Below are 17,937 nucleotides of genomic sequence, written 5' to 3' on the forward strand. Positions count from 1 at the left end.
CAAGCGCTTCTGCTCGCACTGCGGCACCGCCGTCGGCCGCGGGCGCGACGGTCGGCGTGGAGGCGGCGGCGCCCTCCTCGGGCGGGAGGCCGCAGACGTTGCAGTAGCCGTCCTCGATCGTTCCGGTGCAGCCGGGAGTCGCGGTGCAGGGGGCGCCGTTCATGGGGTGGCCTTCCGGTGGTGCGCGGGGTCGGGGTGCGGGAGGTCGCGGGTGACGACGTCGTACTGCTCGACCAGGTGACGGGCGAGCGGGACGGAGCAGGGCACCGCGTCGAGGGCGGCGCGCACCTCCTCCTCGGCCGCGACGCCGACGGCGGTGGCAGCGCGGCCGTTGCCCTCGGCCCGCTCCCGCAGCGCCCGGAGGCGGAAGCCCAGGGCGGCCCGTTCGCGCAGCGGCGAGGTGTAGGCGGCCTCGACCGCGTCGAACGCGCGGCCGACGGCGGTGAGCCGGGCGAGGTGCGCGTCGAGCGCCTCGCGGTCGGACGGAGGATCGCCCAGCCGGGAGACGTCGGGCACGGCCAGCCGCGGCGGGTCGGCGATCTCGCGGCGGCAGCGGGCCACGAGCTCGCGCAGCGGCGCCTCGCGGTGCTCGGCCGCCTCCGCCAGCTCGCGCGCCCGACGGCGGTCGCGCTCGAGTCCGCGCCGCTCGGACGCGGCGATGATCAGGTCGCGCTCGAGCCGGGCGGAGTCGCTCTCGAGCTGGCCGAGCGGCCCCGACACGTCGGCTCCCCGGCCCGCCCGCTCGGCGAGCGCGTCGAGGCGGGACCGCAGCACGGCGACCCGCTCCGCCCGCTCGCGGTCGACCGTGCCGCCGCCGTCACGGGTGAGGTCGCGGCAGCGCTCGATCTCGGCGCGCACCCCCACGATCCGTCCGGCGACGTCGGTGCCGCTGGGGTCGAGCTCGAGCCGGGAGCGCAGCTGGCCGACGACCGCGTCGCAGAGGCGCACCGCCTCCACCAGCGAGACCGCGCCGCTCCCGGAGGCGTCGAGACGGCCCCAGATCAGCTGCGACATCCGCTCGCGCGCCACGACGTCGACGCGGCCGGAGTCCCAGACCGCCTCGAGCTCGGCGAGGCGCCGGGTGACGGACTCGCGGAGCGACTGGGCGAGCACCACGTCGGCCGTGTAGTTCTCGGCCTGCGGCGACGCCAGCGCGGCGGCGTCCAGCCGCGAGAGCTCTCGCGTGGTCCGCTGGAGCCAGCGGGTGAGAGCGGCGAGGTACTCGAAGAGCTCGCGCTGCGGCGCGGCCTCCCCCAGCCGGCCCGGAGCGACGGGGGTCCCCTCCGCGAGACCGGTGCTCATCGGCCGTACACCGGGGCCGGCGGCGAGGCCTCGCCGAGGACCCCGAGCCAGCGCTCGTAGATGCTCTGCCAGCGGCCGTCGCTGCGGATGCTCTCGAGCGAGGCGTTGACGAAGCGCACGAAGTCGGGGTCGTCGGCGGGCAGGCCGAGGCCGTAGGGCTCCGAGCTCAGGGCGTCGCCGACGACCTTCGCGTACGGGTCCTGCGCCACGAAGCCCGCGAGGATCGTGTCGTCGCCCGCGATGGCGTCGACCTCTCCTGCCTGGAAGAGGGCGAGGCACTGCGAGTGCGTGGCGGCCTCGACGGCCTCGACCTCCGGGTAGTCGTTCTGCAGGCGGCTGAGCGTCGTGGTGCCGCTGGGCGCGCAGACCCTCTCGCCGTCGAGGTCGCCGATGCCCGTGATCGGGACTCCGTCGGGGTCGTCGGAGACGAGCACCTTGAGGCCGGCGTCGTAGTACTCGGACGAGAAGGCGATCGAGCTCCAGCGATCGCAGGTCATCGTGAGGGTGCGGGCCACCATGTCGACCTGCGGGGCGCCGTCGCCGCCGGTGAGCGCGGGGAGGCGCTGAGCGGAGGTGATCACGACGTAGTCGATGGAGTCGCTGCCGAGGATCGCCCGGGCGACCTCGCGGGCGATGTCGACGTCGAAGCCCTCGATCGCCCCCGTGATCGGGTTGCGGGCGCTCATCAGGAGGGTGTCGGCCGAGACGCCGACGCGCAGGGTCCCGCGCCCGCGGATCTCCGCGAGCCTGGTGCTGTCGGTCACGCCGGTCGGCGCGTAGGAGGTGACCGCCGAGGGCGAGCAGTCCGCCGCGGCAGGAGCGGCGGGAGCGGACGCGCTCGCCGTCGGAGTCGGGGTCGCCGCGGCGAGGGGCGTGCCGAGGTCGTCCGCCCCCGTCGTGCAGCCGGTGAGGGCGAGTGCCGCGGCGGTGGCCAGGGCGAGGGCGGCGGCGCGCAGGCGGTTCATCGGTACTCCTCCAGTCGCTGGGCTATGCCGCGCCAGGCGAACACGGCTCCGGCGAGACCCGCCGCCAGCAGGATCCACGAGACGAGGGTCGCGAACTCCGCACCTCTGTCGAGCGTGGCGGCGGCGGCCAGGGCCTTCTCCTGCACCACGTCGCGGGCGTCGTCGGAGAAGGTGGTGAAGAGGTCGTTCGGCGTGCCGTTCCCGGTGATCGTGGCGACGCGGACGGCCTGGTCCCAGTTCCCGGCGTCGTCCGCCTCCCGGATCTCCTCGTGGAACGACTGCCACTGCCCGAACTCGTCGACGAGCCGTGTCCTCGCCAGCTCGTCCTGCAGGTCGCCCGAGAGCTTCTCCCGGGCGGAGTCGACGGCCTGGGTGTAGCGCTCCTCGAGGGCGGCGCCGGAGCCGCGCTTGATCAGCGTGAAGCTCTCGAGCGACTTGGCGTCGCTCGCGGCGATGAGCGCGTTCGACACGGTGAGCGCCTCGCGGTAGGACTCGACCCGCGCCGTCCCCGCGTCCGCCGCGACCGATCCGTAGGCGAGCGCCCCGCCGACGCCGACGACCAGCAGGAGGGCGGTCCCCGTGGCGAGCGGGCGGTTGAGGTAGCGGTGCGTACGGCGGGCGAGCCAGAGCTGCGCCGCCAGGAGGAGGACCAGCATCACGAGCGAGCCGATCATGAGCAGGACGCTCCAGCGGACGGCGTCGTAGGCGGCCGCGACCCGGTCGGCACCGGAGTCGACGAGTCCGTCGACGTCCTCGAGGATGCCGCCGTCTCCCGAGAGGGCCGTCGACGCCTGGTCGAGATACGCCGAGGCGACGGGGAAGCCCTGCCGGTTGTTGGCCCGCGCCTGCTCGATCAGCCCGCTGTAGGTCGTGATGCTGCTGGCGACCCGGGCGAGGGCCCGGGTGTCCGCCGAGTCGGCTGCCGAGAGCCCGGCGATCGCGGAGGCGGCGCCGGTGAGGCTCGAGACGTACGACGCCCGCAGCTCGGTCGGCTCCAGTCCGCCGACGAGGAAGGTGTTGGCCGCGATCGCGTTGGCGTCCACCAGCAGCGTGCGGACGTTCTGCACTCCGAGCAGCTGCGCCGACTGCTCCCGGGCCGTGGTCGCGGCGCGCGCCTGCATCGCTCCTGCCTGCTGCGCGAACACGCCGAACAGCACGGCCGCCAGCGCCGTCAGGGCGAGCAGGAGGCGCAGGGTGGCCGGAGTGGTCGCGGTCGCGCGGGCCAGCAGCGACGGCCTCCGCTGCGCCGGCCGGTTGGCGACCTGGACGAGGGGCGGCTCGGGGATCCTCTGCGCGGGCGGCGCGGCGGGTGCGGTGCTCAACGGCTCTCCTCCTCGGGGTCGTCGGTGACGGGGACGGCCGCGCCGCTCGGGGCGGCGTCCGCCTGCCCGAAGGCCTCCTCAGAGCCGTCGACCGCGCCCTCGTCGTCGTCGCCGGCTCCGTCCGGGCTGCTCGAGGCTTCGGGGCTCTCCACCACGTCCTCGGGGAGCAGGATGCGCAGCTCGTCGAGCGTCGGCTCCTCCACGTCGCGGAGGCGCCAGGCGTGCCGGGCGATCGCCGCGTCGAGGACGTTGCGGACCCAGCGCCCGTTGCCGAACGCCTCCGTGCGCTGCTGCGCCGAGGCGAGGCCCGCGAACGCGGCGAGCGCCTCCTCCGTCGGCTCGAAGTCCGCGGAGGCGGCGAGGCGGCCGAAGATCGCCGAGAGCTCGTCGTCGGAGTAGTCGGCGAAGTCGATCGTGGTCGAGAAGCGGCTGGCGAGACCCGGGTTCGTGTCGAGGAAGCCCTGCATCGGCCCGGAGTAGCCGGCGACGATCACGACGAGGTCGCCGCGGTGGTCCTCCATGTCCTTCACGAGGGTGGTGACCGCCTCCGCGCCGTACTGGTCGAGCGCGAGCGCGTAGGCCTCGTCGATGAAGAGGACGCCGCCGCGCGCGGAGGCGATCACCTCCGCGGTCTTCGTCGCGGTCTGCCCGAGGTAGCCGGCCACCAGCTCCGATCGGTCGACCTCGACGAGCACGCCCTTCGAGAGGATGCCGAGCGAGCGGTAGATCCGCGAGACCAGCCGCGCCACCGTCGTCTTGCCCGTGCCGGGGTTCCCCGTGAAGACGAGGTGGCGGGTGAGCGTGGGCGTGCTGAGTCCGGCGGCCTGGCGCAGGGTGTCGATCCGGAGCAGCTGCGTCTGCCGCTTGATCTCGCTCTTCACCCGGTCGAGGCCGATCAGCGCGTCGAGCTCGGCGAGCAGGTCGTCGATGGACTCCGGCGGGTCGAGCGGCTCCGGCTCGGAGGCGGGCTCCGCGGCGGGAGCGGCGGCGGGCACCGGCTCGTCCTGTGGACCGTCGTGCTCGGTCCGGCGGAGGCGCTCGAGGATCTCGTCGACCCCGGGCACGCCGGCGGGCAGACCGGTCGGCAGGTCGGCGCTCGCGGCACCGTCCGGCGTCCGGCCGGTAGTGTGCGGTACTCCTCCGCTCGTCGTCGGAGCGGCGCCCCGAGCGCCCGGGACGGCGGAGAGCTGGGCCGCGGCGGTCGCGGAGGCGGAGGCGATGCCGCCGATGCCCGGGTCGCCGAGAGCGCTGGCCGCCGAGACGACCTCGGTCAGGGCGCGGGCGTAGGCGGAGGAGTGGTGAGAGCCCGCGCCGACCAGGGCGGCCAGCTGATCGGTCGGCCCCGACCGCCAGCGCCGGCCGCTCGAGGCGGCGGTGAAGAACGCCTCCAGACCGCCCGTCGCGCCGGTCGCGGCGAGCCAGTCCTGTCCGGCGCCGCGGATCGACTCGGCGACGGCGGCGGCCAGCCGCGCACCCTCGTCGCGGACGGCCGCGGCGTCGAGGCCGGCGGCCGTCCCCGCGAGCACGAGGGCGTCCAGCGCCGGGGCGAGCGCGGTCACGAGGCGCTCGGCGGGGTCAGCGAGCCGGATCCGGACGGCGCTCCCGGCTGCGGAGGCGCGTCGAGACCGCTCGGGGAGAGCGAGGACTCCGTGAACTTCTCGGCCAGGAACTGCCCGTGCGCGATCAGCGCCGAGGCGTCCTGCCGCGAGACGGCGTCCGAGATGCGGTCGAGCGTGCCTCCGAGGAGGTCGAGCTGATCGCAGAGGATCATCAGCGAGGTCTTCCCCCTGTGCACGGCGCGGCGGTCGGCGAAGTCCCTCGGCAGGCGGAGGTAGCCCTCCACCGCCTCGGGGAGGTAGCTGGTCGCGGTCGCGACGACGGTGTGGCCCTGCCGGCTCATCCCGCCGAGGCGGTCGAGACGGGGCACCATCTCGCGGACCGTCTCGTCGATCCGCTGGATGCGTGCCGCGACGATGCCGGGAACCCGGCCCTCCGTCCGCGTGCCGACCCGGTCGAGCGCCGCGAGGATGTCGTCGCTCGTCGGGACGCTCGGCAGAGCGGGCGCGGCCTCCTCCGGCACCGCGGGGGCACCCGTGAACAGTCGGGAGAACCAGCCCATCGGCTAGCGGCCGAGATCGAGCGAGGACGTCGCGTCGATGTCCGAGTTGCTGCGGCGGGCCCGCTCGACGTACTCGCCGGCCTTCGCCGTCTCGGTCTGCAGGACTCCGACGGTCTGGGCCATGCTGTCGAGCGCCTTGATCTTGAAGTCCGAGATCGAGTCCATCGTCTGGTAGATGTTCGCGAACGCGGCCTGCAGCTGCGGCAGCCCGACCGTGGCCGAGGCGGCCTGCGACTGGATCGAGGCCGACTGGTCGGCGAGCATGCGCGAGGTGGCCTCGATCATGTTGGACGTCGTGGTGTTCAGCGCCGTGATCTGATCGAGCACGAGGCGCTGGTTGGCGAGCGCCTGCGCCACGATGACCGCCGTGCGCAGCGCCGAGACGGTCGTGGTCGTCGCCCGGTCGACGCCCTTGATCAGCTCGACGTTGTTCTTGATGACGACGTCGATCGCGAGGTAGCCCTGGATCGACACGGCCAGCTGGGTCAGCAGGTCCTGGTGCTTCTGGCGCGCGTAGAAGAGGACGTCCTCGCGCAGCGCCTTCGCCCGCTCCGGGTCGGTGGCGTCGAGCTCGGCGATCTTCGCCGAGAGCTTCACGTCGAGCCGCTCGGCGACGTAGATGTACTCGTTGAGACGGGTCATCGTCTCCCAGAGGTTCTGCTTCTCGAGGTTCAGGGCCGCGTTGTCCTTCCGCAGCTCGTCCTGCCCGTCGTACAGGGCCTGGATGATCGCGTTCAGGTGCGACTGGGCGCTCTCGTAGCGGCGGAAGTAGTCGGTGATCTTGTTGCCGAACGGGATGAAGCCCAGGATCTTCTTCTGCAGGTTGTCCTCGGACGGGTCCAGATCCTCCACCGTGCGGCGCAGCTCGAGCAGCGTCTTCCCGATGGTCGACCCCTCGGAGAGCCCGCCCTCCTGGAGGGCGCGCACCGGCGTGCTCAGCAGCCGGTTCGACGAGTCGGCGGCCGAGCGGATGTCCGCGTCGCCCATCGTGCGGATGTCGTTGGCCCGCGTCGCGAACTCGGGGCTGCGGGACTCCGTCGCCAGGAGCGTGTCGAGGTAGCCGTCGACCTTCGCCTCGAGGCCGGGCAGGGCGGCTTCGGGCACCTTCGGCGCGATCGACGGCGCCGAGGTGGTCGGCACCGCCGCCACCGGCTCCGGAGGCGTGAGCGAGAGGGCGTTCTGGACGGGCGGCTGCAGGGCCTCGGTCATCGGGATCCTCACCGTTCCTGGCGCTCGGCGCCGACTGGGATGAACGTCCGCCCAGCATATCCCGGGCCCTCCCGCGGGATCCCCGCGAGCCGCCTCGCCCGAGGACTCGACGCGATCGGGCGGCTGTGGAGGAGCGTCCGCCGCCGGTCAGACCGCCTTCGGGCGCCTCCGCAGCGTCGCCACCGCGACTCCGGCCAGGGCGAGCGCGCCTCCGAGCAGCGCGGCGAGCGGCGGGGTCTCGCCCAGGACGAGCCAGGACAGCAGCACCACCACCGCGGGCACCGCGTAGGTGGACGCCGCGGTGCGACCCGCGCTGGAGCGCGCGAGGACGTACCCCCACGTCGTGAAGGCGACGGCCGTCGGGAAGATCCCGAGGTAGACCACGGCCAGGATCGAGGAGAGCGGAGCGGCGGCGAGCGCCTCGACGAGCTCCGGGGCGAAGGGCAGGCACGCGACCGTGCCGGCGAGGCAGCCGAGCCAGGTCATCGTCGGTGCGTCGATCCGTCCCAGCAGGCGCTTCTGAAGGGTCGCCGCGCTGCCGTAGACGACGGCGGCGACCAGGCCGAGGGCGACGCCGATCACGTCGAACTGCCCGGTGGAGGTGGAGAACGCGATCACCGCGACGCCGGTCAGCGCCACGAGCATCCCGGCGAGGAGACGGCGGGGGAATCCCTCCCCCAGCAGCAGCCCGGCGAGCACGGCGGTGATCATCGGCGCGATGTTCACCAGCAGCGCCGCCGTCCCCGCGTCGACATGCCGCTCCGCAGCGTTCAACGCCAGGTTGTAGACCCCGAACCAGGCGACCCCCCAGCCCAGCACGAGCAGGAGGAGGCGCCCGCGCGGGACCGCCGTGCGCGGATCCGGAGCCGCCTCCGAGCGGTGCCTCCGGGCGATGAGGACGACGCGCACCACCGTGAGCGCGAGCGACCCCACCACGATGCGGCCGAGGGTCAGCGCGCCCGGGCCGAAGTCCTCCGTCGTGGCGCGGATGCCGACGAAGGCCGACGCCCAGAGCAGGACGGTGACCGCGATCGCTCCCCACAGCAGGAGGGCGTCCCTCGTGGAGGGCGGGGCGGAGGAGGAGACGTCGGTCATGAGGCCATCGTGGCGCTGCCGGGGATTCAGCACCAGTTCCGTTCACTGTCGGATCGTTCAGCCGGACTGTACGGTCGTCTCATGCTCGATGTGCACCGGCTCCGCATCCTCCGCTCCGTCGTCGCCTCCGGCTCGATCGCGGGAGCCGCCTCCAGCCTCGGCTACACGTCCTCCGCCGTCAGCCAGCACCTCTCCGCTCTGCAGCGCGAGACCGGACTGACCCTGCTGGAGCGGGTGGGCCGCGGCGTCCGCCCGACCCCAGCCGGACGCGCCCTCGCCGCCCAGGCGGACCGCGTCCTCGAGCGCCTCGCCGAAGCGGAGGCCGTGGTGGAGGAGCTGCGCGAGGGCCGCTCCGGCCGCCTCTCGGTGACGTACTTCGCCTCCGTCGGCAGCGCCTGGATGCCGGAGGTCGCCCGCCGGCTGACCGCCGCGTTCCCCGGCCTCGCCCTCGATCTGCGCCTGGGAGAGGAGCTCGACGACGACGTCGGAGCGCGCCCCGACGTGCAGCTCCTCGTCGCCTCCTCCGAGCCGACCGCCCCCGGATTCACGGCGCACCACCTCCTCGACGACCCCTACCTCGTCGTCCTGCCCGACGGTCATCCGCTCGCCTCCCGGAGCGAGATCGACCTCGCCGAGCTCGCGAACGAGCGCTGGGTCGACAACGACCTGCCCACCGGCTGGTGCCGCCGGAACGTCGTGGAGGCCTGCGCCGCCGCCGGGTTCGCGCCGCCCTTCCACGTCCAGGCCAACGACCACATCACCGCCGCCGCGTTCGTCGCCGCGGGCATGGGCGTGACGGTCCTGCCGGAGCTCGCGGCCCACCGCCTCCCGGACGGCGTCCGCGCCGTGCCCGTCGTCCGTCCCCGGCCCGTCCGCTCCCTCGAGGCCGTCGTGCGGAACTCCGCCGCCTCCTCCGCACCGGTGGCCCTGGTGCTGGAGACACTGAAGGCCCTCGTCGCGCGCCGCTGAGCGCGCCTGCACGGGCGAGCTCGCAGCACATCGGAGCACGATGGGCGCGTGAGCTCCGTCGAACCCGTCACCCGTTCCGCGCCCGCGCTCGGCGGACCGCGCATCCTGAAGCAGCGCTGGACCGAGGCGACGTTCCTGCACTGGCGGGTCGACCCCGCCCTGGTGGCGCCCCACCTCCCGGCCGGGACGAGGCCCGACGAGCACGACGGCTCCTCCTGGGTGGGCCTGATCCCGTTCCGGCTCTCGCGGACGGCCTTCCTCGGCGGCCCGCGGGTGCCCTGGCTCGGCACCTTCCCCGAGGTGAACGTCCGGCTCTACTCCGTCGACGAGCAGGGACGACGCGGAGTCGTGTTCGTCTCGCTCGACGCCTACCACCTCCTTCCCGTGCTCACCGCGCAGGCGGTGTTCGGGCTCCCCTACCGCTGGGCCCGGATGAGCATCGAGCACCGCCACGGCGCGGTGATCTACGACACGATCCGGCACTCGGACTCGGCCGCCCGCTCCCGGATCGTCGTCCGCCCGGGCGACCCGGTCGGCGAGGACCCGCTCGCCTCGTTCCTCACTGCACGCTGGGCCTACCACGAGCGCCACCTGGGCTCCACCTGGTACGGCCGCAACCTGCACCGGCCGTGGCCGCTGCGCCGCGCGGAACTGCTGGCGCTCGACGACGGGCTGCTCGACGCCGCGGGCTTCCCCGGGCTGGCGACGCGCGCGCCGGACTCGGTGCTGTACTCGGCCGGAGTGGAGACCGTGTTCACGGTGCCGCGGAAGGTGTGAGGGGGGCGGGAACTTCCTCCACAGGCGGCTCTTCGCGATGCTGTCCGATGAAACGGCGGTCCCGAGGTCCACGACGAGACTTCGTCCGGTGAGATCAGGGCATGAAGGAATCGGCGACAGTAGACGACGCGCTCACGGAGGCGCTCGCGCTCGCCGGCTCACGGCACGCTGAGCGGTCCGCCGTCGAGGCATCCCGGTACCGGGCAGTCGAGGAGGCACGCCGCCTCGCGATGGCGGCACCGGCGGTTCTCGTCGGCGAGCACGTCCAGGTGCAGGTGGATCGGGCGGAGGCGGCGCACCGGGCGCTGATCGCGGAGCTCGCGACGGGACTCCGGGTCTCGGAGGCGCACGCCTCTGCATTGGTCGACGAGGCACGCCTGCTGGTGAACGACCTCCCGGCGACGTTGCGCGCACTCGCGGACGGAGCGCTCTCCCCCGAGCACGCGCGACTCGTGGTGCGAGGAGCGCTCGACGTCCCCGCCGAGGTCCGTGGGCGCTTCGACGAGGAGGCCGCCACGATCGCGGTAGCCTGCACGCCGCCCCAGCTGCGACGCGCCCTCCGGTCGCTCCGGGAACGGCTGCACCCGCAGACGCTCAGCGAACGTCATCGGGACTGCGCCCGTCGTCGCGCGCTCTGGGTGGAGGGCCTCGACGACGGGATGGCGATCCTGCACCTCTACACCGCAGCTCCCGATGCGCTCGGCGCGATGGACAGGATCGACCGGGCCGCCCGCTCCCTCGCGGATCTGCCGGACGAGGAGCGGACGCTGGGCCAGCTCCGCGCGGACATCGCCGTTGCGCTGCTGGTCGACGGGGAGACATCGGCCGAGGGAGACGGCACGTCGATGCCGGCGGGAGTGCGCGCCGAAGTCGCGGTGACCGTGCCTGCACTGACCCTCCTCGGGCGCTCCGACCAGCCCGCGGTCCTCGACGGATACGGACCCGTCGATCCGGAGACCGCGCGGCGTCTCGCAGCAGGTGCTCCCTCGTTCACGCGGCTGCTCACCCATCCGGAGAGCGGAGCGGTCCTCTCCGTCGGACGCGACTCCTACCGAGTGCCGGCGGACCTGCGTCGCCACCTCCAGCACCGCGACGGGACCTGCCGGTTCCCGGGATGCACCCACAGCACCCGCCACGCGGACGTCGACCACACGAACGACTGGCAGCACGGAGGCACCACGTCGGCCGACAACCTCGCACACCTCTGCCGACACCACCACCGGCTCCGCCACACCACGGGGTGGACCCACCGGCAGGAGCCGGACGGCACGCTGCGCTGGACGAGCCCGACGGGACGGCAGCATGTCACCCGGCCCGGGGAGCCGGGGAACGGGACGGAGGGCGGACACGATCCGACCGGGACCGGCGGGGCGTGACAAGGGGCAGGTCGGGTGGCGTGGACGGGCAGGTCAAGGGGCGGGCCCGCTTCGGCGCGCCCGCGTAGCGTGGACGGCACGGGCCGATAGGCGCGGAAGCGACAAGAGGGGCAGCGACATGGCAGGAACGAAGGACAGGAAAGACGCGACGACGGGGACCTCGGCGGTGCTCTTCGACATCGACGGGACCCTCGCCGACACGAACTTCCTCCACGTCGAGGCGTGGTCGCGCGCCTTCTGGCAGGCCGACCTCGTCGTGCCCGCCTGGCGCATCCAACGAGCGATCGGCGCAGACTCGTCGGAGCTGCTCGACATGCTCCTCGAGGACGACGTGAAGGAGGAGCAGCGCGCACTGCTGAAGTCGCTGCACACCAAGAACTACGCCGAGACGACAGCACGCATCGTTCCACTCCCGGGAGCTCGCGAGCTCGTCGCGACGCTCGTCGGTCGAGGCGTCCACGTCGTCCTCGCCACCTCGGCACCGCAGAACGAGCTGGACGTGCTTCTCGACGTCCTCGACTTCGGCGGCTCCGTCCACGCTGTCACCAGCGGCACAGACGTCTCGACCGCCAAGCCAGCACCCGACCTGATCTCGATCGCGCTCGACCGCGCGGGCGTCTCCGTCGACCGCGCCGTCATGGTCGGCGACGCGACCTGGGACGTCCTGGCCGCCGAGCGCGCGGGCCTGGCAACGGTCGGAGTCCTCTCCGGCGGTACCTCGGAGCCCGAACTCCGCGAGGCCGGAGCCGTCGCCGTCTACGAGGACGCGGCGGCCGTCCTCACCGGTCTCGGTGAAGGGCCCCTCGCGAGCCTCCTGAACTGACCGACCGCCACCCCAGGAGGCTCACGAGCCTCAGTCGCGGGGTCGCCGTCGCAGCACGAGGAGCGTCACTCCGATGGCGGCGGCGACCGCGGCGAGAGCGCCGCCGATCCACAGGACGTCCCCGAGGAATGCCGGGTCCGATCCGGAGGTCGCCTGCGCTTCGTCGGCGGACTCGGCCTGTCCTCCTGAGACCGCGACGGTGCCGTTGCAGTCCGGGACCGAGTCCGCCCCGTCGGCGAGCGCGGTCCCGTCGGCCGGCGCCCAGTCGAACGCGTACTGGCCCGACACGGGGTGCCCGTCGGTCGACACGACCTGCCACGTCACCTCGTACTCCCCCGCCGCGCCGAGCTCGAGCGGCATCGACGCTTCCGGCCCGACGACGCTGACGCAGCCGTCGCCGTAGTAGAGCCCGTCCGGCCCGACGACGCGCAGAGCCGCCGCCGCTCCGTCTGTCCCGAGGACGAGCAGGTCGTCGTTCGTCGTCAGCACCAGCGTTCCCGGCTGCTCCGTCACGGTCGAGTCCGCAGCGGGAGTTGTCGAGACGAGGTAGTTGTGCGCGCTGGCGGGCGCCGCCACCGCGATCGAGCCGAGCAGCCCGATCGCGGTAGCGGCGACGAGGGCCTTCCGACGGGTCACGCCGACGCCCGGGGTCCGCGGCGGCGGGAGGCGAGCCCGACGGCCACGCCGACCGCGCCGACGACGAGCCCGCCGACTCCGAGGATGCGGGCGAGCACGTCGTCGCCGCTCGTGGCAGTCGTCGCCGAGGCGGTGGTCGCGACCGCGTCGTCACCGTCGCCGTCGTCGTCGTGTCCGGCCTCGTGGCCGGACCCCGCTTCCGCGGCGGTCACCGCGACGGTGGGAGCGGGCAGCTCGGGCTCGTCCTGGCCGTCGACGGTCGGCTGGTCCCAGGCGGTGCTGCCGGTCTCGCACGTCTGCAGCACGGGGAACTCCAGTGTGGAGCCGGCTGCGTCCTCGGGGAGCTGAAGCTGGAGGGCGACGGTGTCGCGGTAGCCGTCGGCGAGGGGCGTCTTCGCCGTGTAGACCACGTCCGAGACCCGCTTGGTCGCGGTGTTCCCGTGGGAGTCGGTGACCGGGTCGGCGATCGCGACCTCGTTCTTCACGACGTCCCAGTTCGGGTTGATCGTCGGGCTGACCGAGTTGATGCCGTCGGGCATCGTGATCGTGAGTCCCGTCGTCGGCGAGCCCTCGCAGCCGTGGGCCAGCGAGAACGTCACCACCGTGTACGAGCCGGCGGCGGTGCTGCTCGCCGCCGCGGTCACGTGGGCGCTGGCCGCCGTGGGCGCGGCGACAGCGAGCGCGATCGATCCGGCGGCGACGAGTGCGCCGCTGCCGACGAGGCGGAGCCGCGAGAAGGAAGAAGAAGAAGAAGAACGGGTCATGACGGTCGTGTCCTCGGGGGAGATCCGGCGCGGGGCCGGGAGTTCTGGACGCAGCGCGGGTCTGCGGTGCGTGCGGAGGCGCCGACCGGAGCCGCTCCCGCACGGGAGGGGCGTCAGGCGGCGCGGAGGACCCGCAGCGGCGGCCCGCGGTGCCGGAGGATCGAGAGGACCGCGTCGAGGGATCGGGGCGCCCGCGGCTCGGGGGTGCGAGTCATCGAGACGCAGGGTGCCGACGGGAGCGCGACCGCGGACGCGCGGGCGACGATCCGTACGACGACGCGGTGGAGGCCTGCTCCCAGCGTCCAGAAGAGGCGCTCGCCGTACCGGAACGCCGCGATCGTGAAGGCAGCCGCAGCGAGGTGGGCGACGAGCATCACCGGCGCGTGAGCCGCGTGTCCGCCTCCGCCGGCGATCAGCTCGATGGTCGCCCCATCGTGGAAGTGCGCGCCGGTGCCCGTCGTCCCGACCACGCTCACCTCCCCACCGCTGCCCGTGATGAGGAAGAGGCCGTGGTACGCGATCTGGCTGAGGAGCACGGAGAGCGTCAGCCGGGGAAGGGACGGACGGCGCCCCGAGAGGAGGACGCAGACGACGACGGCGAACGCCGCGGCGAGGGCGAGCACGGCAGGAGCGGGGGTCTCGGCGCCCGCGAGCGTGTGGGAGGCGGCGGCCGTGGCGGTCGCTGCGAGAGCGGCGGCGACGCCGCGAGCCACTCGTGCACCTCGGGTCTGCACTCGCCCGTCCTCTCGTCGTCGCGTCGACGCGTGCGCGCGACGTCTCCAGGGTAATCGACGCGGCGGAGCAGCCCCCCGCGTTCCGGATCCTTGCCGTTACGAAGCCGTTACCTAGATCACCGAAAGAAATCCAAACCCCCGCAGGGAGGGCTCCGAACACATGTCAACGGCCGCGAAACGGTCCACACAGAACAGGTCCTCCGCATCACGTGGGGGCCGTCTCACGAAGGAGTAATCCCATGCGATCCACCAAGCGTTCCGCCCTCGCCGCATTCGCCCTGCTGGGCACCGCCGCCCTCGGCCTCACCGCCTGCTCGAGCGGAAGCGGCTCGACCACCGCCGCCAGCGACGCGGCGACCGAGATGTCGACCCCGATGGCCACCTCGTCGGCTTCCGCCTCCTCGACCCCCATGGCGACCATGGACCCGGCCGCGAACCTCGTCGGTCCCGGCTGTGCCGCGTACGCCGAGCAGGTCCCGGACGGCGCCGGCTCGGTCGAGGGCATGTCGCTCGACCCCGTCGCGACCGCCGCGTCGAACAACCCGCTGCTCACCACCCTGACCGCTGCGGTCTCCGGTGGCCTCAACCCCGACGTCAACCTCGTCGACACGCTGAACAGCGGCGAGTTCACCGTCTTCGCCCCGGTCGACGACGCGTTCGCCAAGCTCGACGCCGCGACCGTCGACTCCCTCAAGACCCCCGAGGGCGCCGCGACGCTTTCCTCGATCCTGACCTACCACGTCGTCCCCGGCCAGATCGCCCCTGACGCGATCGCCGGCGACCACGCCACCGTCCAGGGTGGCAACCTCACCGTCACCGGTTCCGGCGACGACCTGAAGGTCAACGACGCGTCCGTCATCTGCGGTGGCGTCCAGACCGCCAACGCGACCGTCTACCTCATCGACACCGTGCTGACCCCCCCGGCCAGCTGATTCCCCTCACCGGCTCCGGCCGGTGAACACGCCGAAGGGCGGGCACCTCGCGGTGTCCGCCCTTCGGCGTTCGTGCGTGCAGAAGCCCTCCGCGAAGCCGGGCACTGCAGAGTCGTCCAGCACAGAGTCGTCCAGCACAGAGTCGCGCAACGCAGCGCCGCCCCACGGGAAGCCGTACAGCGAGGAGCCCTGCGCAGCGCGGAGTCGGAGGGTCACCACGACCCGGCACTCGCCGTCACTCCGCACCACAGCACTCACCACGAACGACACGAGGCGCGGACCCCGATGCAGGGGGTCCGCGCCTCGTGTCGTGCGGTCGGCGGCTACTCGGCCGGGGCGCTGATCTCGCGCAGGACGCGGTCGCCGGGGCGGGCCTCGATCATCTCGGCCTCGATCTCGGCCCGGTCGAGCAGCTCCTCCATGCGGCGGCGGCGGTTGCGCGTGATGAGCGTCACGACCGTGCCCGTCTTGCCCGCGCGGCCGGTGCGGCCGGAGCGGTGGAGGTACGTCTTGTACTCGTCGGGAGCGTCGGCCTGGATCACCAGGTCGATGTCGTCGACGTGGATGCCGCGCGCGGCCACGTCGGTCGCGACCAGCACGTCCACGCGTCCGCTGGTGAGCAGTGCGAGGTTGCGGGTGCGGCGCGACTGGTTGAGGTCGCCGTGGAGGCTCGTCGCGGGGATGTCCGCGTGGTCGAGCTGCTCCGCGAGCTGCTCCGCGAACGCGCGGGTCCGGGCGAAGATCAGCGTCTTGCCCTGGCGGGCGGCGAGCTGCTCGATGATCTCGGCCTTGTCGCGGTGCTCGATCAGGAGCACGCGGTGGTCGATGGTCGAGGACGCCTGGTCCTCGCCGGCGACCTCGTGGACGCTCGGCTCGACCAGGAACTCGTCCACGAGCGTCGCGACGCCCTTGTCGAGCGTGGCCGAGAACAGCAGCCGCTGGCCGCCGTCGGCGGTCTGGCGGAGGATGCGCTGCACGGGCTCGAGGAAGCCGAGGTCGCACATGTGGTCGGCCTCGTCGAGCACCGTGATGGTGATGTTGGAGAGGTCGAGGCGGCCCTGCTCGACGAGGTCCTCGAGGCGGCCCGGCGTCGCGATGACGATGTCGACTCCGCGCTGGAGGGCTCCGACCTGCTTGTACTGGGGGACGCCGCCGTAGATGGTCGTCGTGAACAGGCCGACGGAGCGGGCGATCGGCTGGATCGTCCGGTCGATCTGCATGGCGAGCTCGCGGGTCGGCGCGAGGATGAGCGCCCGCGGAGCGCGGCCCGGCTTGCGGCCCTTCGCTCCGTTGTTCTCCATCAGCCGCTCGACGACGGGGGCGCCGAAGGCGATGGTCTTGCCGGAGCCGGTCTTGCCGCGTCCGAGGACGTCCTTGCCGGCGAGCACCTCGGGGATGGTCGCGGCCTGGATCGGGAACGGCGCGGCCGCTCCGAGCTCGGTCAGCATCCGGACGATGTTCCCGCCCAGGCCGAGGTCGCCGAAGGTGACGCCCTCGACGTCGACGGCGAGAGTGGCCGTCGCCTCGAGGCGCTCGAGCACGACGTCGTCGGCCTGGTGCGGCGCACGGGCGTCGCGGCTGGGGTAGAAGTCCGAGCCGGAGTCGCGGCGCGAGGGCCGGGAGTCGCGGTCGAACGAGCGGGTCGGGCGGTCGCCGCGGTCGTGGCCGCGCGAGGGACGCGCGTCCCGGTCGAAGGAGCGGGCCGGACGGTCGCTGCGGTCGAACGAGCGGGCGGGACGCTCGGTGCGGTCGTAGCCGCGCGAGGGGCGCTCGTCGCGGTCGCCGGTGCGGGCGGGCCGGTCGTCGCGTCCGTAGGAGCGGGTCGGACGATCGTCGCGGTCGTTCGAGCGGGCCGGACGCGCATCGCGGTCGAAGGAACGGGCCGGGCGGTCGCTCCGGTCGAAGGAACGCGCCGGACGCTCGTCGCGCCCGTAGGAACGGGCCGGACGCTCGTCGCGATCGTTCGAGCGGGCCGGACGCGCGTCACGGTCGAAGGAACGGGCCGGGCGGTCGCTCCGGTCGAAGGAACGCGCCGGACGCTCATCGCGCCCGTAGGAACGCGCCGGACGATCGTCGCGATCGTTCGAGCGGGCCGGACGCGCATCGCGGTCGAAGGAACGGGCCGGGCGGTCGCTCCGGTCGAAGGAACGCGCAGGACGCTCATCGCGCCCGTAGGAACGGGCCGGACGCTCGTCACGGTCGTTCGAGCGCGCCGGACGCGCGACGCGGTCGTAGCCGCGCGAGGGCCGCTCGTCGCGGTCGTTCCCGCGGGCGGGCCGATCGGCGCGCTCGGTGGCCCGCTCGGCGCGCTCGTCGGCGTTCCAGCGCGCCTTCTTGGGGGCGTTCTCGTCGACGGCGCGGAATCCGCGGTGGCCCTCGCTGCGCGAGCCCGGCTTGGCGCCGGGGAAGCGCGAGCGGCCGCCGAGCTGGGACTTGCCGCTCGAGGCGCCGAAGCGGTTGGGCTCGAAGTTCTTGGCCGGACGTCCGCCGGCGGGCTTCTTGTTCTTGGGCATGGCAGTTCTTCCTGGGTTCAGGTCGTGCGCGAGGAGGCGACGCCGGAGGAGCCCCGTCGTGAGGGGCGTCCGTGCGCTGGACTGCTGCGGGGCAGCAGGGGGAGAACCCGGGCGAGTCATTGACCGGGGCCGATTCACACATGTGATTCGTCTCACGACGACTGTCGGAGACTCGGCCCACTTGACTAACAAACCCATCCGCACGCGAACGCACGGTGTCAAGAGCCGACCGAGCGAGTCTACACGCGGCCCCGGAGCCTGGCTAGGGCGGGGAGACGTGCGGCCAGGAGCCGCTCAGGTCGGGAGCCGCGAAGCCCGGGAGTCGCGCACCTCCGCAACCGGTCCCCCGCGGAGTCGCCCCGCATACAGCCCCCCGGCCCCGAGCCGCAGCACGATCGACG

The 17,937-nt window shown here is 73.3% G+C and carries 16 protein-coding genes; 5 read left to right on the forward strand and 11 right to left on the reverse strand.

The genetic code is table 11. The features are described from left to right. Window positions 1–159: 159 nt before the first annotated feature. The 7 genes from C5C69_RS07605 to C5C69_RS07635 all read right to left on the reverse strand — a co-directional run bounded on the left by C5C69_RS07605 (window position 160) and on the right by C5C69_RS07635 (window position 8,012). Entirely contained in the window at window positions 160–1,302 is a 1,143-nt protein-coding gene (locus tag C5C69_RS07605) for a hypothetical protein (protein WP_104233137.1), read from the reverse strand. Then, window positions 1,299–2,267: a glutamate ABC transporter substrate-binding protein gene (locus C5C69_RS07610; RefSeq protein ID WP_104233136.1), complete on the reverse strand. Its 969-nt coding sequence runs from the start codon at window positions 2,265–2,267 to the stop codon at window positions 1,299–1,301. The genes C5C69_RS07605 and C5C69_RS07610 overlap by 4 nt, the downstream gene beginning before the upstream one ends. Further along, window positions 2,264–3,589, reverse strand: a complete 1,326-nt coding sequence (locus tag C5C69_RS07615; RefSeq protein WP_104233135.1) for a hypothetical protein — start codon at window positions 3,587–3,589, stop codon at window positions 2,264–2,266. Before C5C69_RS07615 ends, C5C69_RS07610 begins: the two co-directional genes overlap by 4 nt. Further along, window positions 3,586–5,148 (reverse strand): AAA family ATPase, encoded by a 1,563-nt coding sequence (locus C5C69_RS07620; protein ID WP_258065108.1) that lies wholly within the window; start codon window positions 5,146–5,148, stop codon window positions 3,586–3,588. Before C5C69_RS07620 ends, C5C69_RS07615 begins: the two co-directional genes overlap by 4 nt. Further along, entirely contained in the window at window positions 5,145–5,708 is a 564-nt protein-coding gene (locus C5C69_RS07625) for a hypothetical protein (protein WP_104233133.1), read from the reverse strand. Before C5C69_RS07625 ends, C5C69_RS07620 begins: the two co-directional genes overlap by 4 nt. Window positions 5,709–5,711: 3 nt before the next feature. After that, window positions 5,712–6,917 (reverse strand): toxic anion resistance protein, encoded by a 1,206-nt coding sequence (locus C5C69_RS07630; protein ID WP_104223833.1) that lies wholly within the window; start codon window positions 6,915–6,917, stop codon window positions 5,712–5,714. Between the two features lie 147 nt (window positions 6,918–7,064). Continuing rightward, window positions 7,065–8,012 (reverse strand): DMT family transporter, encoded by a 948-nt coding sequence (locus C5C69_RS07635; protein WP_104233132.1) that lies wholly within the window; start codon window positions 8,010–8,012, stop codon window positions 7,065–7,067. Between the two features lie 81 nt (window positions 8,013–8,093). On the opposite strand from C5C69_RS07635, the gene C5C69_RS07640 reads away from it, so the two are divergent. The 4 genes from C5C69_RS07640 (at window position 8,094) to C5C69_RS07655 (ending at window position 11,957) form a co-directional block, all read left to right on the forward strand. Then, on the forward strand, window positions 8,094–8,981 hold the full coding sequence (locus C5C69_RS07640) for a LysR family transcriptional regulator (protein WP_104233131.1): 888 nt from the start codon (window positions 8,094–8,096) through the stop codon (window positions 8,979–8,981). A gap of 48 nt (window positions 8,982–9,029) precedes the next feature. Then, window positions 9,030–9,758 carry a YqjF family protein gene (locus C5C69_RS07645; protein WP_104233130.1) on the forward strand — a complete coding sequence of 243 codons (729 nt, stop codon included), beginning with the start codon at window positions 9,030–9,032 and terminating at the stop codon, window positions 9,756–9,758. Between the two features lie 101 nt (window positions 9,759–9,859). Further along, window positions 9,860–11,134 carry an HNH endonuclease signature motif containing protein gene (locus C5C69_RS07650; protein ID WP_104233129.1) on the forward strand — a complete coding sequence of 425 codons (1,275 nt, stop codon included), beginning with the start codon at window positions 9,860–9,862 and terminating at the stop codon, window positions 11,132–11,134. A 118-nt stretch (window positions 11,135–11,252) separates the two neighbouring features. Continuing rightward, the gene (locus tag C5C69_RS07655) at window positions 11,253–11,957 is read left to right on the forward strand and encodes an HAD family hydrolase (protein ID WP_104233128.1); all 705 of its coding nucleotides are present in this window, start codon (window positions 11,253–11,255) and stop codon (window positions 11,955–11,957) included. Window positions 11,958–11,987: 30 nt separating this feature from the next. Here the strand turns inward: C5C69_RS07655 and C5C69_RS07660 are convergent, their stop codons facing one another. The 3 genes from C5C69_RS07660 to C5C69_RS07670 form a co-directional block, all read right to left on the reverse strand. Continuing rightward, window positions 11,988–12,593, reverse strand: a complete 606-nt coding sequence (locus C5C69_RS07660) for a copper resistance CopC family protein (RefSeq protein ID WP_104233127.1) — start codon at window positions 12,591–12,593, stop codon at window positions 11,988–11,990. Further along, complete coding sequence (locus C5C69_RS07665; protein ID WP_104233126.1) at window positions 12,590–13,357, reverse strand: YcnI family protein; 768 nt, start codon at window positions 13,355–13,357, stop codon at window positions 12,590–12,592. Before C5C69_RS07665 ends, C5C69_RS07660 begins: the two co-directional genes overlap by 4 nt. 113 nt (window positions 13,358–13,470) lie before the next feature. Beyond that, window positions 13,471–14,070 carry a hypothetical protein gene (locus tag C5C69_RS07670; RefSeq protein WP_104233125.1) on the reverse strand — a complete coding sequence of 200 codons (600 nt, stop codon included), beginning with the start codon at window positions 14,068–14,070 and terminating at the stop codon, window positions 13,471–13,473. Between the two features lie 260 nt (window positions 14,071–14,330). Between C5C69_RS07670 and C5C69_RS07675 the strand changes: the two genes are divergently transcribed. Then, complete coding sequence (locus C5C69_RS07675; RefSeq protein ID WP_104223824.1) at window positions 14,331–15,023, forward strand: fasciclin domain-containing protein; 693 nt, start codon at window positions 14,331–14,333, stop codon at window positions 15,021–15,023. Between the two features lie 323 nt (window positions 15,024–15,346). Here C5C69_RS07675 and C5C69_RS07685 read toward each other — a convergent pair whose 3' ends face one another. Continuing rightward, entirely contained in the window at window positions 15,347–17,536 is a 2,190-nt protein-coding gene (locus C5C69_RS07685; RefSeq protein WP_104257661.1) for a DEAD/DEAH box helicase, read from the reverse strand. Window positions 17,537–17,937 lie beyond the last annotated feature (401 nt).

The organism is Rathayibacter sp. AY1C7 (assembly GCF_002931865.1).
Taxonomy (GTDB): Bacteria; Actinomycetota; Actinomycetes; order Actinomycetales; family Microbacteriaceae; genus Rathayibacter.